Source organism: Candidatus Zixiibacteriota bacterium, assembly GCA_040753495.1.
Lineage (GTDB): Bacteria > Zixibacteria > MSB-5A5 > GN15 > PGXB01 > DYGG01.
Genome location: JBFMEF010000064.1, coordinates 41,054 through 67,206 on the forward strand (window position 1 = coordinate 41,054; position 26,153 = coordinate 67,206).

A 26,153-nucleotide genomic window follows, 5' to 3' on the forward strand; every position below is an offset into this window, starting at 1 on the left:
ATGAGACTCATTCCCCGCCGTCGGGGGCGGTCGTTTCCGGGCGCATCTGCGGGAAGAATATTACATCGCGGATAGAATGGCTGTCGGTCAGAATCATGACCAGGCGGTCAATGCCGAACCCGAGTCCGCCGGTTGGAGGCATGCCATACGAAAGCGCCATAAGGAAATCTTCATCGAGCTGATGCGCCTCTTCATCTCCCGCTTTGCGCTGCTCCATCTGCGACAAAAACCGCCGTCGCTGCTCTTCCGGGTCATTCAGTTCCGAGAAGGCGTTGCCTGTTTCCAAGCCGGCAATGAAGAGTTCGAAGCGCTCGGTCAAACGCGGCTGGCTGCGATGGGTTTTCGCCAGAGGGGAAATCTCCAGAGGGAAATCCATGATGAAGGTCGGCTGAACCAAAGTCGGCTCGACTTTCTGCTCAAAGAAGGCTTCCACCACTTTCCCCCAATTGGTCATTTCGGTGACATCGATGCCGGATTCGCGCGCCCGGGCTTTTGCCGTTTCAAAATCGAGCGGCAACAGGTCTATGCCAGTAGCTTCTTTTACGGCATCTATCATCGAGATAGCTTTAAACGGAGGCTCGAAGTCGAGCTCTTTGCCCTCGTACATGATTTTATACTTGCCGTGCAGGTCGAAAACCGTCTTGCGCAGCAACCGCTGAAAGAGCTCCATGATGTCGTGGTAGTCGGCGTATGCCCAGTACAATTCAATCATGGTAAATTCCGGGTTGTGCAGACGGTCCATTCCTTCATTACGGAAATCCTTGCAGAGTTCCCAGACTTTCTCAAAGCCGCCGACAATCAGCCGCTTGAGATATAATTCATCGGCAATGCGCAAATAGAGGTCGATATCAAGGGTGTTATGATGGGTAACAAAGGGTCGGGCCGAGGCCCCGCCGTACAGCGGCTGCAGAATTGGCGTCTCCACCTCAAGAAAGCCTTCGTCATTGAGAAAATCGCGGATGGAACGAATGATGCGGCTTCGTTTGACGAACGTCTCCCGCACCTCCGGGTTCACGATCAGGTCAACATACCGGCGGCGGTAGCGGACTTCTTTGTCCACCAGCCCGGCATGTTTATCGGGAAGGGGGTGGAGCGATTTAGCGAGGATTTCGTAACTCTCGACCATGACTGTTTTCTCGCCGGTGCGGGTGGTAAAAAGTTTGCCCTGCACGCCGATTATATCGCCGAGGTCAAGACGGTCAAACCTCTCGAAGGGAGTTTCGCCGACATTATTTATTTTCAGATAAACCTGAATGCGGGCGGAGTGGTCCCGGATATCGGCAAACAGGGCTTTGCCCATCCGGCGCTTGAGCATCATACGCCCGGCCAGCCGCACAACAATTTCCTGCGCGGCAAAGGTGTCAAAATTGTCCAGCGCTTGGGCTATAGAATGAGTTTTGGCGAAACGATAGGGATAAGGATTGAGCCCTTCCTGACGCAACTCCGCCACTTTGCGGCGGCGAATTTCTATCAGTTCTTCCAGGGGAATCTGGGGACGTTCTTCTTCGGTTGGCAGTTTATCTTTATTTTCCATTTGACAGAGTTATGGCTTTGAATTTTTCACTTTTTGCAGAAGCGCTCGCGCCACCGGAGGCGGCACCAGACCATTGATTTCCCCGTTGTTGCGAGCGACATCCTTGACAATGGTTGAGGAGAGATAGACCCAGGAAAGCGACGGCATCAAGAAAACGGTTTCGACATTTCGGGCAAGCTTGCGGTTCATAAGAGCCATCTGAAATTCATACTCGAAATCGGAGACCGCCCGCAGACCGCGAATAATGGCGCAGGCATGGTGTTTCTTCGCCAGGTCGGCCAGAAGACCGTCAAATTTGATTACCTCAATTCCTTTCATTCCCCGCAGGGACTTTTGCACCAACTCAAATCTTTCCAGGTGGTCAAAGTATGGGTTCTTTCGCGCATTTTTTGCCACGGCTACGATAAGAGTGTCAAAAAGATGAACCGCCCGTTCAATGAGAGAGATATGCCCATTGGTGATAGGGTCAAAAGTGCCGGGATAAATGGCAATTCTCCCTCTCTTAATCTTTCTTGACGGCATAAAAGGTCACCTCTGTCTGGCCGAACTTGCGGCTTTTAAGCACCGTCATCCGGTCATGGGTAATATCAATACCTGATTTATGTTCAATAATAAGGAATCCCTCAGGGGCAAGCAAGTTATATTCAAGAACGGCGTCAATGACAGCCTGCGGAAGTATCTTGTCGTACGGCGGGTCGGCGAAAATCAGGTCGAAACGGCGATTGCTGTCGGATAGAAAGCGGCAGGCTTTGAGATAATCCATCTCCAGAATCTCCATTCTCAGGGCAAGAGAATTGAGATTGGCAATGATACTCTGCTTCTGTTTGTGGGCAATTTCGACAAAGACGGCAGTGACGGCGCCGCGCGAGAGGGCTTCGATTCCCAATGCCCCGGAGCCGGCGAAGAGGTCAAGGACAGTCTTGCTCTCGATATCATTCATCAGAATATTGAAAATCGACTGACGCACCTTATCGGTGGTTGGCCGGGCGGCGAGACCGGGTGCGCTGCGCAGGGCTCGACCCCGATATATGCCTCCAGTGACACGCATCAGGAAACTACCGTCAGTCCCAGACCAACCAGGAACAAGGCTGAAGGGTTTGCGGCGCTGTCCGCAAATAGTTCCGTTCGGAATTCCGGAAAGGCAATTTTGACACGAAGCAGCTGCGAGAGAGGCTCGGCGATGGTCGTATCGGCTCTCTCCCCGCACAGAATTACCAGCGACAAGGGAGCCGTGAAACCCTCCTTGAAAAGAAGCGAATTACGGTATCGGACCAGCGCCGCGATATCAATCAGAGCCGATTTCATCGCGGCGGAATCGTCGGCATCCGGAAAAGAACACTCGAGAAAGCCGGTCGCCACCGTAACGCCATGATTCAGAAAAGCAAGAAGGGTCTGGTGGCGGTCGATATGGAGCAGGCAGACCAGGTCGCCGCCGAGGGGGCGGCAAAATTTGCGATACCCTTCGGCAAGCGCCAGCGAGCGAAGACGAAATCCGGAGGGGCGAATGACCGCTATTTCGAGCCTTTCTATCTGTTCTTCGACCAATTTTCGGTGATAAGCCACGGCCAGCCGCTGCGGGCAGCCGTTCAAAGCATAGGTCTCCAGAAAATAATGGTCGGCCTCTTCAGGAAGAGCTGTCAGTAGCTCGAAAAGGGCTGTCTTGTCGGCGTTCAGGGTGGGGTCATTCGGCGGTTTGACCAGTTTGACAACTGCCTGGGCGTCCGGGACGGCAAAATAGAGTTCGGCATGGGCATCAAACCTGTCGCGACAGAGTTCTCTTTCCGGCAACTCTTGAAGAGATTCAATGAGCATTCGCCCCGGTTCGGCGGCCAGAGTTGCCAATCGGAGACTGCCGGGGAGCAAATCGAGCCCATGCACTCTGCCGCGAAGCGTCACCATGGCCGAATCTCCAGATACGGCTTGATTCGCTCGTACAGTTTGTAACCTATGCCGCGAACTTTCATGACCTCTTCGGGCGACGTAAATGGTCCGGCGGAATCGCGGAAGGCGACAATTCGTTCCGCCAGAACCGCTCCTATTCCGGGCAGCAGCTCCAGGGAATCAGCCGGGGAACGATTGAGGTCCACCCGGAACAGCGGCGCATAGCGGGTGTCGGCGTCGCCGACCGAAATAGAGAGCCGAAGCGAATCAGGTGAGGTAACGCTCAGGCTTCTCACTAAATTCAAAATGGAAGTGAAGAGCAAAATTCCGCTCAGGATAAGAACAAAAGTCAGCTGTTTCGATGTAAATTCAAAAAAACGATTCATTTATAGTTCCGGGGCTGTCGCATCCCATGAAAGATACACGTGAGCCGGAAAAAAGCAATTACTTGTCTATAGATGACGTTCCAATTCTCCGATAGACCCAGGCTTCATTGGTATGATTGTGGCGCGGATTAAGAAAGTGCAGGAGCATATCGACCAGCGACGGCGGCGCATGATAAACCGGCGTCATATCACCGAAATAGGTTGAAAGCCGCTGACGATGTATTTCCTGGGCGGTGTCGCTGAAAACAACCAGGTAATTGACTGAATCGAACCAGATGTCTCTTTCCGCAGCGGTATCGAGCGTCTCCCAGCGGTCCAGCAGAATCGGCATTTCCGTATCGATCCCGGCGTAGCTGTAAGGGGCAAGAAGTTTCCTTTCGGTGCGGTCCACCAGGTAACGGAGGACATCACTTTGTTTCGAGAGATAGACCATCGAATCGACGGTCCCGCGATGGGCATAATTGAAAGTGAAAATGGGCAGAAGCAGGATATTCAGACCGAGGGCTGCGATAGCGGAACCTTTGAGGATTTTCCGATGCCGGGCTGAAAGCCGTCCGGAAGAAAGCCACTCATGAAGACCGACGGTACCAAGGATGACAATAAGCGGAAAAATCGGCACCATGAAGCGCTCTTCTTTGTGAGTAATGAGACTGTGCACAAGAAAGAAGCAGGCGGCGGCGCTGAAGGCAACAATATGCCTCTTGATTATGGTGCGTTTGAAGATTGAGCCGACAAAATAGAAGGAGAACGGTGGAATAAGAATCCCCAGAATCAGGACCGCAAAAATCCAGAACGGCTGCGGCAGAGGCGGGGGACCGGACGGAAAGAGAAATCGTTCCATGATGTTGACCGAGGAGCGCCCGAAACTTCCCAGAAGTTGAATATCCAGACTGCCGCTGAAAAGGACTACCAGTACCCCTCCTGCGGCGAAATATAGCGCGGGACGGATGTTCCGCGCCAGATACCAGAGAGCGAATGGAATCGGCAGCACCGCCAGACCGGTATTGAAGCGAATCATCCAGGAAAGCCCGCCCAGAATTCCGGCCAGTAATAGGACCCGAGCGTTCCTGGAATGAAAGCCTTTGTATGCCAGATAAACTGCCGGAACCAAAAGGTCGGCGGAGACCTGCTCTATTAGATTGCGCACAGCCAGGTAGGGCATGAGAAAATGTCCCGCCAGAATCAGTCCACCGGCAAGGGCGACCTTCCGGTTATTGGTAGAATCTGCGATATACTTGACTCCGAAATAAACTGTCAATAGCGACAGAAGAGCATGAATCATCCGGATGAAATACATCATGGTATCAAGCCTGGTAATACCAATCCAGTACTGCAGTTTCATCAGAATAAAAAGAAACAGCACATAGAGGGGGGAGCGGCCTATATTATCGGGCGCCACCCGTTCCCAGCGAAGGGTTCCGTCTTCATTAAGCAAACCCCTCTGAATCCCGTCATAGGCAATCTGCACCGTTTCAAAATGGTCATCGGACGCCATATATCCTCGGGAGAATATGACAGCCGGAAGACGTAGTATAAGGGCGACCAGCAGACAGAGTAGCAGCGGATTGTAACGGGAGAGCCGGTCTAACATAAGACGTTATCTCCTGACTACCAGCATGACGCCGAATAGAACCAGTATCGCGCCCAGAGCCGCGCTGAGCGTGAACCTTTCGGACAGAATCAGATAGCCCAGTATAACCGCAATTACGGGAGTGATATAAGTAATCTGCGAGACTTTGATAGCCGGAATCTTTTTGAGAAGATAGTAATAACCGAGGAAAGCGATAACGGTGCCAAAGATTGCCAGATAGATAAGAGCGCCAATCGATTTACCCGTTACCTTAAACTCCGCAATAGGCTCCAATATTGCCGCCAGAGAAATAATGATGACCGCCCCCAGCGACATCTGAACTGCCGACATCACAAAGATATCTTCCTCCTGCAGGCGCGAGCGGATATAAACGGTGCCGTAAGCTGAAGCGATGGCGCCAAAGGCGGCAAGAGCGGTACCAAAGAATACAAAGCGCGAAGTCACCAGGGAATCGTAGAAAACAACCAGAATTCCCAGAAATCCCACTGTCAGACCGAGCCAGCCGCGGGATGTCAATTTTTCTTCCTGAAGCATGAAGATGGAAAAGAGGGCAATGAGAAAAGGAAAACTGGCGAAGATGACCGCGGTCAGCGACGACGAAATATGAACTTCGGCCGCATACACCAGCGAGTAACTCAAACCGTACATGAAGATTCCGGGGAAGGCGATTTTCCAGAGATGCTTTCGGTCAGTAGGATAGGTGACATTGCGGATGCGATTTATGACAAGGATAATGAGGGCGGCAATTACAAAACGAAATCCGGCCGACCAGAGCGGCGGCGAATCCTGCAAGCCGATTTTGATAGCCAGCCAGGTCGAACCCCATATCAGACAGAGCAGACCGAATATGAAATAGGTCATAGTGAGCGGGAATAAATCGTTTTGAGACCGGCTTGTCAATCGGATTGCGGCTAACACCCAGTGAGCGTTATATGATATTGAAGTCCTCCAATTGAAGATTATTTATCAGGCTGCCCCGCGAACCAAAAGAAAATCCCCCGCGAATTACATATGTCCACCCGCGGGGGAGTAAATCTATGACCGAGAGGGTTACGGTTGTTGTCGGAGCAACTCCGACTGTCCCAGAATCTGCTGCACCAGGGGGTCGCCGCGGTTCATTTTGTACTCGGCATGCATCTGGGTGGCGCGCAGAATATCACTGGTGCGCCGGGTCTCGAACAGCACCTGCATCAGTTTTCGATAGGCATGGGAACTGTTGGGATTGGCATTAAAGGACTGCCAGAGTAGCGCCAGACCGCCGTCAGTATCCCCCCGGTAATATTTTGCCAGCCCCAAGTCCTGCATATAGAAGAGACTGGAGGGGTTGTGGCGATAGAGTACGGCCAGAGTGCTTTCCATACTTGCCATGACCGAATCAGCCTTTGCCGTATCGCCGTCCTTGCGATAGAAATCGGAAAGCGACATATATGCCTGGAAGAACTCCGGATACTTGTCTATGATGAAATGAAGAATTTCATTGGCTCGGGCGTTCTGCCCGGTGCGACGGAAATCATCGGCCAGGCGCAGGGCATTAAATCCGATAGAGAGCATGACGCCCGATTCATTTTCATCCCGATAAATGGTGGGGTCATTCAGGCCGTCATAGCGGTAAACCTGGGTGAAGAGTTCGTACCCTTTTTCGGAGTTAATCTTCTTTTCCGGCGGGGCAGGGGCAAGTTCATAAATGACGCCGGTGGCGACCGCCAGGTCGCGAAGCCGCAGCGGCGATTCGGCGTATGGCTCCGAGGTGAAACAGACAGGATATTTCCAGCTGTTAGTCATAACTACTTCGTCCACCATCATATCCTGCAGCTTGACAATGCGTCCTTCGAAAGGGGTCGGCACCAGATAGGTCCGCCGTTTACGAGGACGGTCGAAAAAGGACTCTTTCGGCCTCTGAAGTTCCCGACCTTCAAAAGTGAAAGGATGCCAGATAATCTGGTCTTCGGTCAAAGAGATCGGGACTCCGTACTGGCTTTTCATCTGCCAGACATACCAGTCAGTATTAAAAAGGGAGAGATTAACAACCCGGACGTCTTTGCGGACTTCATAAACTTCCTGTAAACACCAGAGGGGGAAGGTATCATTGTCGCCGGAGGTGAAAAGGATGGCATCCGGTTTGCAGCTCTGAAGGATATTGTAAGCGTAAATGTAAGGGTAATAGTTCCGGGAGCGGTCATTGGTGAAATAGTTGTCGGAAAGCGCCAGCGACGGAAGGAAGACCAGCAGCGACGCCGTTATCATTGCCGGTTTCTGCAGGGAGGCGAATTTCTCTTCGGTTTTCTTGCGAATAAACTCCATAACCGCGGCAACTCCCAGGCCGAGAGCCATCCCAAAGAAGATGAAAGCCGGGGTGAAAAAGTAGTCTCGGTTACGGACTTCCAGATAGGCATCGCCGGTAACTTCGTTATATTTGGTGCCATCGGCAAAATTCATATATAAGACCAGCCCGACCGAAGCAAGGAGAAGCAAGGTCAGAAAAGGCAGACCTATCTCGAGTTTCCGTCGAGCGGTAAGCCCCACGCCATACAAGCCCAGCAGAAAGAGTATCAAAAATATCTTGGGACTGGCATATTGCTCCTCGAAATAACTCCAGAATCCCATATTGGCGTGATGACCGAGCTGGTTCTCCCAGGTGCCGCGGCGCTGAAACATCCTCTCCACCATCGACGTCTGGCCGTACTGCTTCCGCTCCAGATAATTGACGAAGGTGGTAAAATCGCGTGAGGGGTTATTTTCGTTTATCCGGGGGTTCTGCGCCGAGCGGATAGGAATGAAGAGATGAAAAGAGAAGCCAATTACGGCCATAAGTAAGACGATAAGAGCGGTTTTCCAGTCGGACTCGCGCGCCAGAAAAGCCAGAAGCAAAATCACCAGCGCCCCGCCGATAATGCCGGCAAGGAACCAGTAAAAGCCAACCATTATCATGGAAAAAGCGCCAATTCCGATTAGAACCGGCCAGTTGATATGCTTATAAACAAAGAAGGCTGTGCCCAGCAGAATCAGCACGGAAAGGAAGAGAAACGCCTGATAACCGCCGCTGCGGTTGGAGAGCATAATGATAGCCAGCAACTCGGCGACGAAGAAGGCGCAGATGGCGGTCCAGGCTCGCGGGGGAGCGTCCTTGCGCAATATGAAAAATATCGCCGCTACCGGAAGAATTAAGAACGTGGTTAAATGAACTGCCACTCCCAGCATTGCCAGATAACAGACCAGGACAATGATACGCTCGGCCCGGGGGGTTCCCCGGCTTTCGAAGAACACCAGCATCAACCAGAAAATCATCAGTGTCAACATCATCGATAAGCCGTACACTTCCGCTTCGACCGAATTGGACCAGTGAGTAGCGGAGAAAGCCAGAAAGAATGCTCCCACCAAGCCGCCGATATAGGCGATGACTTTTTTCCAGCCGATGAATTCTTCATCGCTGTACCAATACCGGATAACACGGACAACCGAAAGATAAGCAAACATGGCGGTAACCGCCGAGGAGATGACAGAAAGCATATTGACGCGGAAACAGATATCGGAGGCAATCGGCAGAGCCGAGAAAAATCGTCCCAGGACAACAAAGAGCGGCGACCCGGGGGGATGGGGAATGCCGAGAATATAGGCGCTGGCGATGAATTCGCCGCAATCCCAGAACGAAAGGGTGGGGGCTACGGTCATACGATAGATGATGAAAGTGAAGAGGAGAACAAAGGCGGCAAGGACGGCGTTAATTCTGTCGAATTTATCTTTGGCAAAAGGCATTAATAGGTCCAAGATTCCTCCTAAAGATTAGTTGCCACGCATCCGATAATCATACAAGGATTTAATCATGGCAAATCCCGGCAAATTTGGCACAAATATAAGCAGAATAGGACAATTAACAACAAAAATCTAATCGATTATACACGAGGCATGCTGGAGGTTTCATGTTTATTTGGTGCACCATACTGTTTCTTCTGGGAATAGCCGCTTTCCTCGATTCGCTTTTCAACTACGGCGAAATATTCCGTCAGATTAACTCAGTCTGTTTCATGCTGATATCCCTGGCGCTCCTGGTTCGCACCACGACCAAGATGAAAGCCAGAAAGGTGGAAAAGTATGAGCAGCGGATTGAAGGACTGGAATTGGAATTGCGTTCTCTGAAGAACGAGAGCGCCAAGATTCCCTCCGAATACTGAGAGGAATTATCCCGGGACGCGATAACCTTCCAGAATCTGCAATTTCTCCCGCACCTCTCCAGTGAACGGATAGGAACTATATTTTTCCAGTATCAGGCGATAGAGTTCGGCCGCCTCGCCGCGTCGCTCGGACTGAGCGAATAAGATATCCCCTTTGAGTTTAAGGCAGTAGGGATAGAAATAATTATCAGCGTAGAATTTTTCGATTTCCCCAATTACCCCCAGCGCTTCCTCGGAGCGTTCCCTGGCGATATAAAAGGAAGCCAGACGGTATGCGGTTAAGCCGAGCATGGAGGAGTTTCCCGCCGCCAGAATCGCCTTGTACCTGGCTTCGACCGAGTCCGGCATCAGGCGGGCGTCAAAATACTGGGCTTGCGAATAAAGGTCGAGCAGTTCGGGGCTGGCCATCACCGCTTCACTTATTACCAGGGTATTGATAATAGCATCGTTGAAATAAAAACCGCGCGGATAATCTGCCATCAGTTTCCGGAAAGCGATATCGGCGTTTTCATATTCTTTATTATAGAATTGTATCATCGCCAGGGAGTAATCGATATATTCACGGTTCTCGATATTCAGATTATAATTTTCCAGACTATGGAACAAAAGCGCAGCCGAATCGAGCGTTCCTTCAACTACGGCCAGTTTGGCTAATTCCATCTGCCCCGTTGCCAGATAAGGAAAAATCTGATATTGGGCAAGCAGGGAGTCATAGAGTTGACGGGCTTTAGTGTAATCGAGGAGGTTATAGCGATATATGTTAGCAGTCTTCAGAAGGGCTTCGGCGCGGTCGCGCGGCTGCGGGTAATTCGCGATTATGAATTGATACTGCTCCAGCGCTTCCGGAAAACGTCCCAGTTCAGCAAGGGCTTCGGCATAGTAGAATTTGTACTCTGAAAAACCGCCTTCGGGCGCTCCGCGATGGACCAAAGCGGATGGAGGGAATCGTTTCTCCATATACTCCGCCATTTTCACGGTCTGCTCGTGGAGTTTCCGCTCCCGGCACTGGCGAAGATAAAGAAACAGTTCCTGCCCGGTGCCGCCGCTTAGAGAATCGAGACGAATGCTGATATTGAAGGCGTCGGCAAACTGCCCGCTTTTCACATAGGCTTCCTCCAGCATCTTAAGAGAAAAACGGTCATCGGGGACGCTGTCGAGTATCGCTTTCAGCGCCCGGATAACTTCCGCCGGCGCCCCTTGGAAACGAATCAACATCGCCACCCGTCGTTCAATCTCCGGTCTCAGTAGAGAATCGCCCTGCGCGCCGCGAAAATACTCTTTGACGGCGTCAAAGTACTCTCCTCGCGTTTCCAGAAGGCTTGCCATCTCTATCGCAAAGAGCTTATCGTTGCCAAACTGACGACGCGCATTTTCAATCAATTCTCTCGCTTTTTCATTGCGCCCGTAATTAATCAGCATTCGTATGATGGAATTAAAAATGTCTCGATTGGAAGAAAATTTCTCGACAATCCGGTCGGCTTGAAGATTCAACAGCGAATCATTCCCGATTTTCAGATAGATTTCCAAAAGAAGATAATGCGAGCGGTAGTCGTCCGGCATCTGTTCCAGTTGACGTTGAAGGAACAGTTCGGCTTTTTCATAGGCTTTGAGTTCAATATAGCAGGTCAGAAGCAGGTCGGTGACCAACCGGTCGTGAGGGAATTCAAGGTAGAGCGATTCCAGCATACCGACGGCGCTGATATACGCCCCTTGCGCCATCAACTGCCGGGCGATTGTCAATCGTCCGCCGGTGCGGTCATCCGGTTGAACCTGATTCTGGCCCGGAATGGGAGGAGCCGGCTCGAGGATGGTCGGCTGAAGCGACTGCGCCGTTAATGCCCCGGCGGCAAGAAGTACCAGAGTTAGAGCCCGGAAAATCATAACATTATTCAGCGATATTCTGATTTACCGGAGAGCCGTTCTGGGCGGCATCCATCAGGGCTTTGAAGTAGGCTTTGATATGCTGCTCATATTCTCCGGGGTAACTTTCATTAAGGAACTTGCGCAGTTTATCTTCGACATCAAGTCCGCCTTTCAACTGATTTCCGGAGAGGGCCGCCGGAGAATTACGGAAAATATCCTGTCCGACCTCGGCTTTGCGCTGCTCCGTAAAGTCTTTCCTCTGAAGTGTCCGGGTGGCGTCCAGCATGCGGGAATAGACTTTCAACTGACGCTCCAGCGTCTCCTCGCCGACCTGTCCGCTGGAGAGCTCATCGACCACTTTCTTCATATCGTCGGCAATGGCATCCAGCCGTCCCAGCACTTCCTTGCTGGCGCCGAATTCCTTTTCCAGTTGAGAGAGGGACTTTCTAATTCCCTCTTGCTCGGCGGCAAGCCGGCGCATCGCTTCCCCCTGCGCCAGTTCACTCGGATTCTGGCACATGGACTGGGTCTGCTGATTCAGCTGACGCTGCTGCTCGCTGAGAGCGGTCAATTTCTGAGTCGGTTTGCTGCAGGAGCCACCCTTATTGCAGTTACTCTGCGCCTCCAGGGCATCTAACATTCGCACCGCCGCCCGGTTGAGGTTGTAAAGCGCCTCCTGCTGAAAATTCTTCCCTTCATACCCCCGCCGGTCGCTGAACTTATCGATAGAATATTCCATATTGCCGACGGCATTGCGAATCAGGTTATTCAGTTCCGCCGCCATAAAGGGGGATTCCTTACTCATCTCTTCAATGCGCCGCACCAGTCCCCCGGCCGATTCCCGCAATATCTGCTGCTGCGCCGCCAGGTCGCGAAGAACTTCCGATTCCCCCCGTATATCGGAAACTTTGTTAATCAACTCCTCCTGATTGCCGGAGACATAGTTGATATCATCGATGGTCTGCCTCATTTTGAGAGCCATCTCATCATCTCCCCCTTTGCACATACTGGCTTGTCCCTGCTGAAGTTCATTGAGCAGACGGAGCAGTTTCGAGAGCGCTTTCTGGCCCTGTTCCAGCGACTGCTCTTTGTCTTTTTCGGAGAGTTCCCGGGACATTTCTTTCATATTGCTATCGGCGTCATTCTGCTCCACCGCTTTGCAGAAGCGGTCGGCTTCATCAGCTTTATTGTAAGGAATCTCCTTGAGCATCTGACGGAATTCCTGGGTCTGCTCTTTCAGGTTGTCAAACCGTTCCTTGATCTTTTCTTCTTTGGGGGCAAGGGACGGCAGGTTTTCGGGGGACGATTCCTCCGAAGTCTTGTTGACCTCTTCCTGGTTCTGGGCAATTTCACGCGCCAGCTCGGTCAGAGCGTTTATCTTCTGCTCAATTTTCATTTTCTTGAGTAGAGCAATGGTGCGGTCCAGACGCCGCATCATCTCCTCCTGCGAAACCTGGAAATCTTTCATCGCCTGCTCCAGAGCCTTCTTGTCCATCTGCTTGAGCGCTTCCATCAATTTTTCCCGCGCTTCCTTCATCTCCGGCGTGGCGACCTCTTCAAACAGTTTCTGAATTTCACTCAATTTCTCCAGAAGTTCCCGGCTGGCAAGACGATTCTCTTCCATCTTCTTTATCATCTCTTCCATCTGCTTGGCCGCTTCTTTCAGTTCCTCAGCCATCTTTTCTTCCTGCGCCGTTATCTCTTCCAGTTCCTTCTGATGCTGCCAGGAAAGCTTCTGGTCGTTCCCTTTCCGTTCCTGGTCTATTTTGCGGGCGACATTCTTCATCCTCTCCGCCAATTCCTTCTGCTCTTTCAAGAACTGCTCGGCGCGGTCTATATTGGCTCCCTGGTCCTGCTCGGTTTGCGAGATGATTTCATCGAGAGATGGAAGTCGCGCGATATATTTCCGGGAAACGGTAACTTTGGGACCGCTGATGCGGTCGTTGTCCGCAAGCTCAAAGTAATATTGCACAAAATCGGAGGGCATTAGATTGAGAGGCTCCAAATCCCAGCTGAAATTGATCTCCCCCTGGTTCTTAATCCGGTCGGAGAAGTGAAGCACCGCTACGTTCTCTGTTCCCTGTCCCCTCTCCGAAAAGACGGTGTATTTGAGCAACAGCGAAGAGAAGCCGTAATCATCGGAAATCCTGACCTGAAGCGGGACAATCATATCTTCGCTCAGATTTATATCGACTCCGGGGCGGATAACTTCGATAATCGGATACTCGTCGGGAATGGCGGTAATCTTGTATTCTATCGGGTCGGGATTGGTCTCTCCCTGTTTGTCCACCAGATGAATAATATAGCGCCGGTCGTTCTCCAGTCTCAGCGATTGCTCGGCGGCAAGACCGTTGAGGGCGAAGGGTGCGCGAGAAGAATCATCAAAAATCATCTCCGCCAAAGCGACCGGCAGGTTGGTTTCAATCTTGATATTCGCCCGGGTGCCCACTACCGCCGAAATATTGCCGTCATTCTCGTCTATCGTAACCGGCGGCAGACCGGTGTACTGAGGATAGAAGAGGGAGACTTTGATGCCGGTTATACGGGGACGGTCCACCACCTCAACGCGGGATATGGGAGTGGTAATCTTGCCGGCATGGACATAGTATTCAAGGGGACGGCGCGCCTGTTTTACGGTCGTCAGAATGGTAAGGGAATCGCCGCGGGAGGAGAGATTTCTCTTTAACGATTCCAGTTCTATCGTGCTTTTCTGCCAGTTCCCTTCGGTGAAACGGTAATAGATATCGGCTTTGTCCGGAAAGTTGTCTCCCAGAAGTATCGCCCCCAATTCGAGGTCGCGATACTTGATGGCAGTAAAGTCGCCCGGGTACGGCACAAGAGTGTAACCGAGTGGCGGCATAACCGTTTCGGTGGGACGCGAATAGACCTGATAGGAATAACTGAACAGCCCCGGAAAGAGAAGCATCATCACGGTCAAGCCGGCAAGGGCAATGCCGGTGGCGCGCAGATTTCTCCAGAGGGGATAGGCCGATACCACTTCGTAGAAATTCAACGCCGACGACCGGACGCAGGCCTGCGCCAGGGTCGCTTCCATCAGGTCATTAGAATACTCCGGACGAGGGTCTCCCAGACCGGCAAACTCCAGCGCCGCTATCAACCGTCCTTTGAGCTCAGGGAATTTCTTCTCCAGCTTGATGGCCGTTGTTTCCAGATTGCCGCTGAAGAGACGAGAAAATGAAAATCTCCAGAAAAGATAAATCAGTCCCGTTGCCGACATACCCAGAAGAGTCACTTTCAGCCAGACCGGCAGAATCAGTATTCCGGCAATCAGAGATAGGATTATCGATACCAGAACCAGGCCGGTGATAGTTCCGGCAATACCGGCGGCGAAGAGAAGAGCTCTTTCCCTGAATAGAGTCTTACCGATTCTCTTCTTAAGCCCGGCGATTTTTTCCTGATTCTGCATCATTCACCTCGTTGTTCGATATTCAATGTGTCAAAGCATATACGAGAATATTCATACCCATTCTCAAAGCCGCCTCCCGTTTTTCCGGAGGGTCGTTATGAACCTGGGGATCTTCCCACCCATCACCAATATCAGATTCATACAAATAATAGACGACTACCCGGCCATTAATGATAATTCCAAATCCCTGCGATGGTTTATTGTCATGTTCATGGATTTTGGGTGGACCGGCCGGAAAATCAAAATAGGCATGATATACAGGATGGTCGAAAGGGAGTTCCACCAGTTCCCGCTCCGGGAAAAGGGCGGCAAGCTCCTTGCGAACAGTCTTGTCCATTCCATAGGAGTCGTTTATGAATAAGAATCCGCCGCCTGAAAGATAGGTGCGGAGCCGCTCTTTCTCCTCCTGGCTGAATTTGATTACGCCATGACCGGTGGCAAAGAGGAAGGGGTATCGGAAAAGGGCGTTATCCATAATCTGAATAACCTTTTCTTCCGGGTCAACAGGGTAGCGGCTGTTCTCCTTGACAAACTTCAACAGATTCGGAATGGCGGAACTTCCCCAGTACCAGTCTCCTCCACCGCCGTAATGAAGTCGCGCCACGGAGATGGTGGAGGGGTGATTCTGCGCAGCGGTCGGCGGGCGAACCGGCAGGCTGGGGGGCACAATTAATCCCTCGCGCTCCTGGGCAACTGCGGAAATCAATGCCGTCAATACGATTACAGCAATGTGGAAGTAATATCGAAGCATAATTTATCCGGTTACATAATATACTACTATAACAGTCATTTCGGCGAAAAATAATGCCCCGTTACAGGCTGGTCGCAATAAAAAACCTCTTGGCTTCGAAGAAGCCAAGAGGTGGGAGGGATTATGTCTAAGGTCGCGCCGAATATATAAAAGCCGTGCGATTTGTCAAGTATAAAATCACCCAGAAAGTAGACGCCATCAGAAGGAAAGCCGTAATCCAAACTGGTTTATAGGCTTATCTTCAAACTTGGATATGACCCTCTGATAGTTGATAGAAACGCCCCCGCCTATCGCTTTAACGAGGGATAACTCCATATAATGGTCATGCTCCAGATGAGACATATCCCAATTAAAATCGGCAGTGAATTCGAAATTGAATTCAGTGAATATCTTAAATGAATTGATTGCGATAACCTGAAGGGTCATACCCCGGTCTATACCGGAATCATCCAGATTACGATAGAAAGATATTTCGTTGCTTAAGGGCATGATGCCGAAAACCCTCCCTTCATACGAAGGGAGAGCCTGCGCTTCAGGCAAAGAAGCAATAATCAGAGCAACCGCAATCAAAATTCTGAAGAATCGAGAAAGCATATAAAACTCCTTGGAAAAGCTGTGCTTATGATAACGAACTTCAATAATGCCTGTTTGCCACAGAATTTCAAGGAGAATTCAGATTTTGGCAGTCGCCAGATATCTAATAGCGCTTGTTGAAGCGCTTCATTATGAGTAATTTCCAAGTATGAGACGTCCGGTAATATCATTGCTCGAGGGAGTAAAGAAGTTCGGCAGATTTCTGGGAAAAGTGCAGGCTGAAATTATCCTCTTTATTTTTTATTTCTTGATACTTACCCCCTATTCCTCAGTACTCCGTCTGTTTGGCGCTGACCCGCTGCGTCTCAGATACAGGAGCGATACTAATTGGCAGGAAATTCGTATCGAAAAATCTGACCCCGCCGATCTGAAACGGCAGAGTTAAAATGAATATTCTGGGAATCTCCTGTTTCTATCATGATTCCGCCGCGGCGCTGGTATCGGACGGCGTTCTCATTGCGGCGGCAATGGAAGAACGGTTCACCGGCATAAAGCATGACCCTTCCTTCCCCAAAAACTCCATAAGTTTTTGTCTGGAGAGTCTGAACAAAGGGATGTTGGAAATCGACGCCGTTGTCTTCTATGAGAAACCGTGGAGCAAGTTTGACCGGATTTTAAGCAGTTATATGCAGACGGCTCCTTTTTCCTATACAGCTTTCCGGAAGGCGGTTCCCCTTTGGCTCAAGGAGAGGCTCTGGATTCCAAATCTAATAAGAAAGGAAACCGGCTTTAAGGGAGCGATCTATTTTACAGAACATCATCAGGCGCATGCGGCGGGAGCCTTTTTTTCATCTCCCTTCAAAAGCGCCGCTTTGCTGACTATTGACGGCGTCGGCGAGTGGGCAACAGCGGCGCTGGGAAGAGGAATAGATAATAAGGTCAATATCTCTCAAGTTATGCACTACCCCCATTCCCTCGGGCTTTTATATTCTGCCATTACGTACTTCCTCGGATTTAGAGTAAACTCGGCAGAATATAAAGTAATGGGGCTGGCGCCGTACGGCGAGCCTGCATATGCCGACCTGTTCCGACAGGAGCTGGTGAAGATTAACGACGACGGCTCTATTTTCCTGAATATGAAATATTTCGAGTTTCATCGCGGTTTAACTATGACCGGGAAGAGACTGGAAAAACTTCTGGGGCGCCCTCGAAGACTTCCGGAAACGGAGTTAACTGCCAGCGACAAGAATATTGCGGCCTCGATTCAAGCAATTGCCGAAGAAATAATTATCAAGATGGCTCAACACGCCAGAAGATTGACCGCCGAGAAATATCTTTGTCTCTCCGGTGGAGTCTCTTTGAATTGTGCGGCCGCCGGGAAACTTCTAAGGAGTGGCATATTTGATGATATACATATCCAGCCGGCTTCGTCCGACAGCGGCGGCGCCGCCGGCGCCGCCCTTTATCTCTATTATGCGCTGAGCAAAGCGGCAAAAAAATCCCCCGCCTCCTACCTGGAGCTGGGACCTGCCTATAATAATGAAGTGATTATTCAGTATCTTCAATCAACCGGCTTACCTTTCCGTCAGATTGACGACCCGAGCCTGGCGGAATGGCTGGCAGAAGCGCTTTTCGAGCAGAAGATTATTGGGCTTTTTACCGGTTATATGGAATTCGGTCCGCGGGCGCTCGGGTTTCGCTCCATACTGGCGTCACCGACGGACCTGAAAATGAAGCAGAAAATCAATCAGGCGGTCAAATTCCGGGAGCCGTTTCGCCCTTTCGCGCCGGTTGTAATGGAGGAGAAAGCGGCCGATTTCTTTGACTGCGACCGCCCTTCTCCTTACATGCTTTTCAATTTCAATGTCCGCAGGGAGAAGGCGGCAATAATTCCGGCGGTGGTGCACGTTGATAATACGGCCCGCTTGCAGACGGTCAATGCCGGGCAGAATCGACGTCTCTATTCCATTCTCTCAGAATTCGAGAAAAAAAGTGGCATCCCGGTGCTGTTGAACACCTCATTAAATCTTCGAGGCTATCCAATCGCGCGGACTCCCGAAGATGCCGTAACAACTTTCGCATCTTCCGGAATCGATATCCTGGCGCTGGAGAATATGATTCTGGATAAGGCGGAAATTGACCCCGAGCGGCTGGCGCGGTACCGACTCAGGGCCGGAACTGACTGATTTCGATTGGCAAAAGCCCGCCAGGTATATATTATATTGTGGTATGGCGCTGAAAGAACGATTGGTGATATTCGGCGAATTCTGGTACTTTCTGAAAACCTCCAAGAAATGGTGGTTAGGACCGATATTTCTGTTTCTGCTGTTTCTCTCTTTCCTGATAATTTTCACCGAGTCCTCCGCCCTGGCGCCTTTTATATATTCTCTCTTCTGACAGATGACCGACCATGCCCGTCTAACAGACTCGCCGACAACAGAAGGCAAAGCCCGTCGCCGGTATCTCCGTCCGCTCATTTTTCTGCTTTCCATTCCGCTTTTTGTTCTTGCCATTGAGATTATCTTCGCTGTTGTCAGTCTCGATACGTTTTTCGCCAACCGCTTCTTTTTAGTCAACCGCTCTCTTGACTACCCCGAAGTCTTCATGCGAGACCCCGATATCTTCTGGCGCTTTCGCCCATCGCAAGAGATAAATTCCCGCTTCTTTGAGGGGAAATCATATCGAATCAATTCGTCAGGGCTTCGAGGCGACGAGATACCTCCCAGGTCGGATAAGAAACGGCTGGTCTTTCTCGGCAACTCCTGCACATTTGGCTGGGGCGTGAGCGAGGAGCAGACTTTTGTCAAATTGACAGAAAGGCTTCTGAATGAGCGGCAGGCCGAGAGAATCTTTGAGACGATAAATGCCGGTATTCCCGGTTTCAGCAGTTTTCAGGGGCGACGATTTTATGTTTCGGATATGGCGTCCCTGAAACCGGAAATAGTCTTCATAATGTTTGCCTGGAATGACCAGTGGGCTGCGGGAGGAAATATTCCCGATAATCAGCAGAAATCTCCTCCCAAATGGATAATTAAGAGCCAGAATCTCTTTTCCCGACTGAAAATATACCGACTGCTTAGAAAAATAATATTATCGGTAACGGAACCATCACTGGAGGACAAACTCGACAGGCAGAATCCGGTTTATCGTGTATCCCTGGAAGATTTCTACAGCAATCTATACGCCCTGGTCAATTTCATCAGGTCGGAGGGAAGTCGACCGATATTGCTGACCTCACCGGCGCCGTCGCTGACAAAATATTATCCGCCCGGAAGCCGCTCGCAGATGCATTATTATCATGAACTATATAATTCTCAGACCCGTCTGGTGGCGAGGAATAGCCGAGCGGAACTGATTGATATTGCCGGTATCTTCGATGACTTCAATGACTTATTTGACAACGCCCCAAATGACCCGATTCATTTTAACGCCACGGGGCATAAGGTAATAGCCGAGAAAATCTCTGAATACCTGTCAATAACCCCCTGGTTGGACAGGATGGAGCCGGTCGAGGGCGCGCATATTAATTAGTCCCATCTGCGAATCTTGCCGAAAGTGGTCTAATTACGCCACGCATCGGATTGTATCTGCAACCGTGGTTGATAGATATAGGAGGGGCGTTCTCAAAAATCGCAGTGGTCGGCAATGATTTTTTTCCCTAAACATAAGTTATCGGAAAGTCGAAAATTAATTGGAACCTAAGGGGTTACCGATTTGTTAAAGGAATAAATCGGAGATTAAAATAGTCCAAGTTCACAGAACTTTGACTTGACAAAATGAGACAAAAAAAGTATAATTAAGAACCAAAACCAATTACTCACCTATGGAGGAAAGACCCGTGAAGAAGTTAATGTTTGTCACCCTGGCGCTGGTTTTGGGCCTTGCCCTGGCCCTTGCCCCTCAGTTCAGCTCTGCCTGTGGCGGAGACAAAGCGAAATCGGCTGATGCCACCAAGGCTTCGGGCGAAGTGAAGATGGTTAATGCCGGCTCCGAGTCCGGATGCGGCAGTATGAAGGCTACGGAGGCGAAGACGGACGCAAAGATGGTCAATTCCGGTTCCGGGTGCGGCGCATATAAGACTTCTGAAGCCAAAGCCCAGATGGTAGGCTCCGGGTGCGGCGCTTCCAAGACGACCGAGGCGACCACGGCGAGCGCCGATGCTCACTGTGATTACACCGGCAAGTGCGCTACTTTGACTCTGTCCGTTGCCGGGATGACTTGCGGCGGCTGCGAGTCATCGGTTAAGGAAGCCCTGATGTCCGACAAAGGGGTTATCAAAGTCGTCTCCGTGGATTACAAAGCCGGCAAGGCGGTAGTCTGCTACGACCCGGATAAGGTTGAAAGCGGCAAACTGGCGGCTTTGGTCTCCGACAAAGGGTATAAGGCGGAAATAATGCCGGCGGTTGCCACCTCTACAACTGATGCCGGCAAAGGGGCGGCCTGCTCAATTTCGGCTGGCAAGTGCGAAAAGAAGTCTGAAACCAAGGACGGCTCCCACTGATATTTTGACAGATTTGATGATTCAGAAAAAGGCGGAATGGTCTTCCGCCTTTTTTGTTTTTTGTCTTATATTGTTTGCGCCCGCCTGTTTCAGCCGATATAATAGATTAGATGAAACCAAAGAGATTGATACTGGCAACATTCCTTTTGCTCTTTGCCGGGACAGCATCTTACGGCGCCAAGTACGCCGGTGATGCCTTTTCTTTAGGTGCCGGGGCGAGAGGACTGGCGCTGGGCGGGGCAATTGTGGCGGGACCATTTGACGCCTCTGCCCCATACTGGAACCCGGCTGGACTTAACAGCCTTCCAGGACAGAATATAATTGCGATGCATGCTGAAATGTTTGGCTCGCTTCTCAACCACGATTTTGCCGCCTATACTCGATACCGGGGTGAAAAGAAGTTCCTGTCGGCATACGGCATCTATTTCTATTATCTGGGAGGCGGCGGGATAAAACTGACCGACCTTGACCCCAATACCGGACGTCCTTTTGTTGTCAGAGAAGAGTCGCATAGCGATATAATTGTTTCAGGAGCGATAGCCGGCAAGCTGAAAGAGCAGCTCGATTGGGGAGTATCACTGAAGTTTCTTTATCGGGATTTGGCGACGGTTACCGGATACGGAGTTTCCGCTGACCTGGGCGCGGTCTATAAGCCCTTTGAATACCTGAACTTCGGTCTGACGGTGGCGGACCTCTTCACAGGCCATCTGGGATATTCCAATGGTTCTTCCGAGTCGATAAATCCCACTGTTAAGCCCGGCATACTGTTCACTGACAGTTACAAGGAGTTCCGGGGACGTCTGGTGGCATCGGGAGATTTCAAGTTCGAAGGGATTCGCCAGAATAGTCAGTACTGGATGGGGGATATCTCGATGGACCTTCATTTCGGGGCGGAAATATCGTATCTTGAGATGGTTTTCCTCAGGGCCGGCTCTGATATTGGGCGCTTCACCGGAGGGGTTGGGGTTGAGATAAAGCGGGTGCGCATTGACGCCGCCTATTTGAATGACAGCGAGTTCGACGAAACGATCAGACTTTCGCTCGGTTACAGTTTCTAACAGAAAAACCTGACTTGATTTCTCATCTTAAAAATTAATTAGTGAAAAATTTCACTTTGCGCTTGACAATCAGCGCAATCGGATTTATTTTCCCCACTCAATTTTTGCCGTTTGGGTCTAAATGCCCGATTTAAAGGAACCGCGGAAGGGTAAGGGTAAGATTGAATATCGACAACTCGGTTTGCTTGGAACTATCCCAATTATTATGGTGGTCGGCCCGGTGGTCGGCTTCTTTATTGGTAGATGGCTCGATTCCAAACTGGGGACCGCCCCTTTCCTGCTTATCCTCTTTTTGATTTTCGGGTTTATCGCCTCCGGCAAAGAGATATACAGGATTATAAAAAGAGCCGAAGAGAAGCCTGATAAGACCAAAGATGAGAATTGAAGCGAATTTTGTAAGCCGGACTCTGCGCACCACCGGACTGGTGGCGCTTTTGAGCCTCGCCTTCGGGTCGTTCTATTACGGTTTTAAGCCCTCCCTGTCGGTCTTCACCGGCATCGTCTGGGGGATGATTAATCTTTACTTTCTCTCTTTACTGGTGCGCTCGTCGCTTCGTCCCGAAGGAGCCGATAAAGCCTCGGCTCTGATTTTTCTTCTCCTGAAATTCCCTCTTCTCTATCTTTCCGGCTACTTCCTGATGACCAACGACTATTTCGACCCGCTCTTGCTGGTAATCGGATTCACTGTCAGTCTTCTGATAATTGTCCTCAAGGCGGCCGGGCGCGCTCTGTTAAAACTCGACTACTTCGAAGAAAACGACAAGAAGGAAAGTCTGCGCAGTGCTTAACGGAATTCAGTTTTATATATTATCGACGGCACATGAGGCCGGTGAAGCGGTTGCCGATACGGTCCACCAGGCGGCCGGACATGGCGGCGGCGAATCGCACGAACTTCCCAATCTTATCACGTTCATTAACAAGTCGTTTGCTCATCATTACGATGCGCTGATATTCGCCGGATTTGTTTCGCTGCTGCTTATAACCGTGTCTCTCATAACCTACCGCAAGCGGCAGTTAATACCGGGGAGACTGCAGAACTTTGTCGAAATGATTATCGAGGGATTGAATAATCTACTCTTTTCAGTCATGGGCAAGGAAAGCCGTCACTTTGTGCCGTTTCTGGGGACGCTTTTTCTCTATATCTGGTTTATGAATCTTCTGGGTCTTATCCCCTTTATGAAATCATCAACATCCTCGATTAATACCACGGCCGCTCTGGCTATTACGGTTTTCTTATATGTGCAGTATACCGGTATGCGTCGGCTCGGTATCTGGGGATATTTCCATCATCTTCTCGGTTCGCCCAAAGATGCTATCACCTGGGCGATGGCGCCGATTAATTTCCCGATACATGTTATCGGGGAGCTGGCTAAACCGTTTTCACTGGCGCTTCGTCTATTTGGCAATATTACCGGCGAGGATATCCTGATTGCCGCCTTTGTTTCGCTGGGGATAATGTTTATGGGAATATTCGGGTCGCCGATCGGTTTTCCCTTTCAGATTCCGTTTATACTGCTGGCAATGCTGACCTCGACAATACAGGCTCTGGTATTCACCATGCTCTCGACGATTTATTTCGTGATGGTTCTTCCCCACGAAGAGCATGAACATGGACATTAAAAATAATAAGATGCAATTATAGAAATCATAGTATTCAGGAGGAAACAATGGATTATCAAACTGCTTTATCATTTGCGCTTCCGATTGCGGTATCAATAGCGGCTATCGGTTCCGGTCTCGGTTTAGGCCGGGCGGTAGGTTCGGCGATGGAAGCAATGGGGCGTCAGCCGGAAGCGGCCGGCAAGATTCAGACCGGTATGATTATCGGCGCGGCGTTTATCGAAGCCTTGACGATTTACGCCCTGGTTGGTCTGCTTCTGCTGATGGGCAAGATCGGCTGAAAAGTAATAACTTTTTCACCGTCCGCGAGTCTGGAGACCGCTAAATGAACATAGAAATATCACAGGTAATAACGCATATAATCGGCTTTCTGATTACTGTCTGGCTCCTGAAACGATTTGCCTGGAAGCCGCTTCTTTCGATGATGGAAGAGCGGCGCCAGAAGATTAAAGACGAGTTTCAGAGAATCGAAGACGAAAAAGTCAGGGCGGCGCAATACAAAGCCGAGTATGAAGAAAAACTGAAGAATATAGAGACGGAACGACGGCAGAAGATAATCGAGGCGGTCAACGAAGCCAACAAAGTCGCCTCGGAAATCAAAGCCGGCGCGCAGGAAGAAGCTCACGCTTTGGTGACCCGCACGGCCGAGCAGCTGGAGCGGGATGTCGCTAAAGCCAAGGTGCAACTGAAAGAGGATATGATAAATATCACTCTGTCGGCGGCGGAGAAAATTCTGCGCGAGAAGCTCGATGAAAAGAAAGAGCGGCAGTTAATTGACCAGTTCATCGGAAATATCGAGAAGGCATAAAGAATGCTTGCCCAGCAGGTAGCCAAGAAATACGGCAATGCTCTCTTTGAGATCGCCCGCGAGAAAGGGCTGATAGAGCAGGCCTGGGAGCAATTCAATTCCCTGGCTGATTATCTCAGAAAAGACTCTACCTTTCTCGATTTTATGTCGGCTCCGCAGATTCCTGATGCCGACAAACTGGCGCTGGTGGAGAAGATATTCAAGCCCCGGCTGGACCGGCCGTTCTATAATTTCCTGCTGGTTCTGGTCGATAAGCGGCGCATTATTTATCTCGTCGAAATCGTGGAAGAGTTTGACCGCCTGGTGCGCCAGCATAAAGGGATTGCCCGGGCCGTCTGCATTACCACGGTGCCTATCAACGATGAGGAGCGACGTCGCTTAATCGAAAAATTGAGCCAGAAGACCAATCTTAAGATTGAGTTGGAAGAGAAAATCGACAGGGCGATTGTCGGCGGGACAGTGGTGATATTGCAGAATCAGATTATGGACGGCTCTATTCGGTACGCCCTGAGTCTTCTGCGCAACCGTCTGATGAAAGTCAAAGTGCATTGATTATAGAATTTGTAAGGTGATTGAACACCGTTATAAGAAATATCTGGAAATAGTATCCTTAGAGGTGAAAGCATGGGTTTAAATCCTGAAGAAGTCTCATCTATAATAAAGAAAGAAGTCTCCAGTTACGAGACCAAACTGCAAATGGAGTCGGTCGGGACGGTGCTTCAGGTCGGCGACGGTATCGCCCGCATCTGGGGATTGGAAGACGTTATGATGTCGGAGCTGATTCTGTTTCCCAACGACATTATGGGCATGGTGCTCAACCTCGAAGAGGACAGTGTCGGCGCCGCCATATTCGGTTCCGTATCCGACATTAAAGAAGGAGACACGGTTCGCCGCACCGGACGCGTAGCCTCGGTGCCGGTCGGCGACGCTCTAGTGGGAAGGGTGGTCAATCCGCTGGGGCAGCCGCTGGACGGCAAAGGACCGATTGTTACCGACAAATTCCGGGTTCTGGAGGGGAATGCTCCCAACGTAGTGCAGCGCCAGCCGGTAAAAGAGCCGGTTCAGACCGGTCTCAAGGCGATTGACTCGATGATACCAATCGGTCGCGGTCAGCGCGAACTCATTATCGGCGACCGTCAGACCGGAAAGACTGCGCTTGCTCTCGACACCATAATTAACCAGAAAGATACGGACCTTTATTGTATTTATGTCGCCATTGGACAGAAATCCTCCACCGTCGCCAAAGTGGTGAAGACGCTGGAAGATTTCGGCGCTATGAAATATACCACCGTTGTCGCCGCCAACGCCTCGGACCCGGCGCCGATGCAGTTTATCGCGCCGTACGCCGGTTGCACCATGGGCGAAGAATTCTTGCATACCAAAAGACATGTGGTGGTGATTTATGACGACCTTTCCAAACATGCCCAGGCGTATCGGCAGCTGTCGCTTCTTCTGAGACGCCCCCCGGGACGGGAAGCCTATCCGGGAGATATTTTCTACCTGCATTCGCGACTCTTGGAGAGAGCGGCGAAGTTGAAAGACGACCTCGGCGGCGGCAGTTTGACGGCTCTTCCTATCATTGAAACCCAGGCGGGAGACGTCTCTGCCTATATTCCGACCAATGTGATTTCCATTACAGACGGGCAGATATTCCTGGAATCAGATCTGTTTTATTCCGGCATCCGCCCGGCCATCAATGTCGGTATTTCGGTTTCCCGCGTTGGCGGAAACGCCCAGACCAAAGCGATGAAGAAAGTAGCCGGCTCGTTGCGGCTGGACCTTGCCCAGTATCGCGAGCTTGCCGCTTTTGCGCAGTTTGGCTCTGACCTGGATGAGGCGACCCAGAAACAGCTGACGCGCGGCGAGCGTATGGTGGAAATCCTTAAACAGAAGCAGTATGTTCCGATGTCGCTTGCCAAGCAGGTGTTAATCATCTGGGCCGGTGTCAATGGATATCTCGATAGTCTGCCGGTTTCTCAGGTGGCGGCTTTTGAGGAGGGTTTCTTTGAGTTCTGTTCCAAGAATTTCCC

26 protein-coding genes are annotated in these 26,153 nt (G+C 50.7%); 14 read left to right on the forward strand and 12 right to left on the reverse strand.

Translation table 11 applies throughout. From position 1 onward, the window contains the following. Window positions 1-7 precede the first annotated feature (7 nt). The 8 genes from lysS to AB1690_04280 all read right to left on the reverse strand — a co-directional run bounded on the left by lysS (window position 8) and on the right by AB1690_04280 (window position 9,157). The gene (gene lysS, locus AB1690_04245) at window positions 8-1,534 is read right to left on the reverse strand and encodes a lysine--tRNA ligase (protein ID MEW6014512.1); all 1,527 of its coding nucleotides are present in this window, start codon (window positions 1,532-1,534) and stop codon (window positions 8-10) included. Window positions 1,535-1,543: 9 nt separating this feature from the next. Beyond that, a complete protein-coding gene (coaD, locus tag AB1690_04250) occupies window positions 1,544-2,056 on the reverse strand; it encodes a pantetheine-phosphate adenylyltransferase (protein MEW6014513.1) in 513 nt (170 codons plus the stop codon). After that, window positions 2,037-2,582, reverse strand: coding sequence for a 16S rRNA (guanine(966)-N(2))-methyltransferase RsmD (gene rsmD / locus AB1690_04255; protein ID MEW6014514.1), 546 nt, complete (start codon window positions 2,580-2,582; stop codon window positions 2,037-2,039). The genes coaD and rsmD overlap by 20 nt, the downstream gene beginning before the upstream one ends. Next, window positions 2,582-3,433, reverse strand: coding sequence for a hypothetical protein (locus tag AB1690_04260; protein MEW6014515.1), 852 nt, complete (start codon window positions 3,431-3,433; stop codon window positions 2,582-2,584). Before AB1690_04260 ends, rsmD begins: the two co-directional genes overlap by 1 nt. Then, the gene (locus AB1690_04265; protein MEW6014516.1) at window positions 3,427-3,801 is read right to left on the reverse strand and encodes a helix-hairpin-helix domain-containing protein; all 375 of its coding nucleotides are present in this window, start codon (window positions 3,799-3,801) and stop codon (window positions 3,427-3,429) included. Before AB1690_04265 ends, AB1690_04260 begins: the two co-directional genes overlap by 7 nt. A gap of 58 nt (window positions 3,802-3,859) precedes the next feature. Beyond that, window positions 3,860-5,392: a hypothetical protein gene (locus AB1690_04270; GenBank protein ID MEW6014517.1), complete on the reverse strand. Its 1,533-nt coding sequence runs from the start codon at window positions 5,390-5,392 to the stop codon at window positions 3,860-3,862. A 6-nt stretch (window positions 5,393-5,398) separates the two neighbouring features. Then, on the reverse strand, window positions 5,399-6,253 hold the full coding sequence (locus tag AB1690_04275; protein ID MEW6014518.1) for an EamA family transporter: 855 nt from the start codon (window positions 6,251-6,253) through the stop codon (window positions 5,399-5,401). Window positions 6,254-6,442: 189 nt separating this feature from the next. Further along, window positions 6,443-9,157, reverse strand: coding sequence for a DUF2723 domain-containing protein (locus AB1690_04280; protein ID MEW6014519.1), 2,715 nt, complete (start codon window positions 9,155-9,157; stop codon window positions 6,443-6,445). Window positions 9,158-9,309: 152 nt separating this feature from the next. On the opposite strand from AB1690_04280, the gene AB1690_04285 reads away from it, so the two are divergent. Further along, window positions 9,310-9,561: a phage integrase N-terminal domain-containing protein gene (locus AB1690_04285; GenBank protein ID MEW6014520.1), complete on the forward strand. Its 252-nt coding sequence runs from the start codon at window positions 9,310-9,312 to the stop codon at window positions 9,559-9,561. 6 nt (window positions 9,562-9,567) lie between these two features. On the opposite strand, the gene AB1690_04290 is transcribed toward AB1690_04285, so the two are convergent. From AB1690_04290 to AB1690_04305, 4 genes are all read right to left on the reverse strand, one after another. Next, window positions 9,568-11,442, reverse strand: a complete 1,875-nt coding sequence (locus tag AB1690_04290) for a tetratricopeptide repeat protein (GenBank protein MEW6014521.1) — start codon at window positions 11,440-11,442, stop codon at window positions 9,568-9,570. 4 nt (window positions 11,443-11,446) lie between these two features. Beyond that, on the reverse strand, window positions 11,447-14,854 hold the full coding sequence (locus tag AB1690_04295) for a DUF4175 family protein (GenBank protein MEW6014522.1): 3,408 nt from the start codon (window positions 14,852-14,854) through the stop codon (window positions 11,447-11,449). 19 nt (window positions 14,855-14,873) lie between these two features. Beyond that, on the reverse strand, window positions 14,874-15,602 hold the full coding sequence (locus AB1690_04300) for a DUF4159 domain-containing protein (protein MEW6014523.1): 729 nt from the start codon (window positions 15,600-15,602) through the stop codon (window positions 14,874-14,876). Window positions 15,603-15,800: 198 nt separating this feature from the next. After that, entirely contained in the window at window positions 15,801-16,196 is a 396-nt protein-coding gene (locus AB1690_04305) for a hypothetical protein (protein ID MEW6014524.1), read from the reverse strand. 148 nt (window positions 16,197-16,344) lie between these two features. On the opposite strand from AB1690_04305, the gene AB1690_04310 reads away from it, so the two are divergent. The 13 genes from AB1690_04310 to atpA all read left to right on the forward strand — a co-directional run. Further along, window positions 16,345-16,581 carry an SxtJ family membrane protein gene (locus AB1690_04310; GenBank protein MEW6014525.1) on the forward strand — a complete coding sequence of 79 codons (237 nt, stop codon included), beginning with the start codon at window positions 16,345-16,347 and terminating at the stop codon, window positions 16,579-16,581. A 1-nt stretch (window position 16,582) separates the two neighbouring features. After that, entirely contained in the window at window positions 16,583-18,322 is a 1,740-nt protein-coding gene (locus AB1690_04315) for a carbamoyltransferase N-terminal domain-containing protein (GenBank protein MEW6014526.1), read from the forward strand. 43 nt (window positions 18,323-18,365) lie between these two features. Beyond that, window positions 18,366-18,533, forward strand: coding sequence for a DUF5989 family protein (locus AB1690_04320; GenBank protein ID MEW6014527.1), 168 nt, complete (start codon window positions 18,366-18,368; stop codon window positions 18,531-18,533). Between the two features lie 3 nt (window positions 18,534-18,536). Then, window positions 18,537-19,667: an SGNH/GDSL hydrolase family protein gene (locus AB1690_04325; protein ID MEW6014528.1), complete on the forward strand. Its 1,131-nt coding sequence runs from the start codon at window positions 18,537-18,539 to the stop codon at window positions 19,665-19,667. Between the two features lie 307 nt (window positions 19,668-19,974). Further along, on the forward strand, window positions 19,975-20,637 hold the full coding sequence (locus AB1690_04330) for a cation transporter (GenBank protein ID MEW6014529.1): 663 nt from the start codon (window positions 19,975-19,977) through the stop codon (window positions 20,635-20,637). Window positions 20,638-20,747: 110 nt separating this feature from the next. Then, window positions 20,748-21,695 (forward strand): PorV/PorQ family protein, encoded by a 948-nt coding sequence (locus AB1690_04335; GenBank protein ID MEW6014530.1) that lies wholly within the window; start codon window positions 20,748-20,750, stop codon window positions 21,693-21,695. A gap of 121 nt (window positions 21,696-21,816) precedes the next feature. Next, a complete protein-coding gene (locus AB1690_04340) occupies window positions 21,817-22,080 on the forward strand; it encodes an AtpZ/AtpI family protein (GenBank protein MEW6014531.1) in 264 nt (87 codons plus the stop codon). After that, window positions 22,070-22,483: a hypothetical protein gene (locus AB1690_04345; protein MEW6014532.1), complete on the forward strand. Its 414-nt coding sequence runs from the start codon at window positions 22,070-22,072 to the stop codon at window positions 22,481-22,483. The genes AB1690_04340 and AB1690_04345 overlap by 11 nt, the downstream gene beginning before the upstream one ends. Next, window positions 22,476-23,315 carry a F0F1 ATP synthase subunit A gene (gene atpB / locus AB1690_04350; GenBank protein ID MEW6014533.1) on the forward strand — a complete coding sequence of 280 codons (840 nt, stop codon included), beginning with the start codon at window positions 22,476-22,478 and terminating at the stop codon, window positions 23,313-23,315. Before AB1690_04345 ends, atpB begins: the two co-directional genes overlap by 8 nt. Before the next feature lie 47 nt (window positions 23,316-23,362). Then, window positions 23,363-23,596: an ATP synthase F0 subunit C gene (atpE, locus tag AB1690_04355; GenBank protein MEW6014534.1), complete on the forward strand. Its 234-nt coding sequence runs from the start codon at window positions 23,363-23,365 to the stop codon at window positions 23,594-23,596. 44 nt (window positions 23,597-23,640) lie between these two features. Continuing rightward, on the forward strand, window positions 23,641-24,123 hold the full coding sequence (gene atpF / locus AB1690_04360) for a F0F1 ATP synthase subunit B (GenBank protein MEW6014535.1): 483 nt from the start codon (window positions 23,641-23,643) through the stop codon (window positions 24,121-24,123). 3 nt (window positions 24,124-24,126) lie between these two features. Further along, complete coding sequence (gene atpH, locus AB1690_04365; protein MEW6014536.1) at window positions 24,127-24,675, forward strand: ATP synthase F1 subunit delta; 549 nt, start codon at window positions 24,127-24,129, stop codon at window positions 24,673-24,675. 72 nt (window positions 24,676-24,747) lie between these two features. Further along, window positions 24,748-26,153: F0F1 ATP synthase subunit alpha (gene atpA / locus AB1690_04370; protein MEW6014537.1), on the forward strand; the 1,406-nt coding region annotated here is incomplete at its 3' end.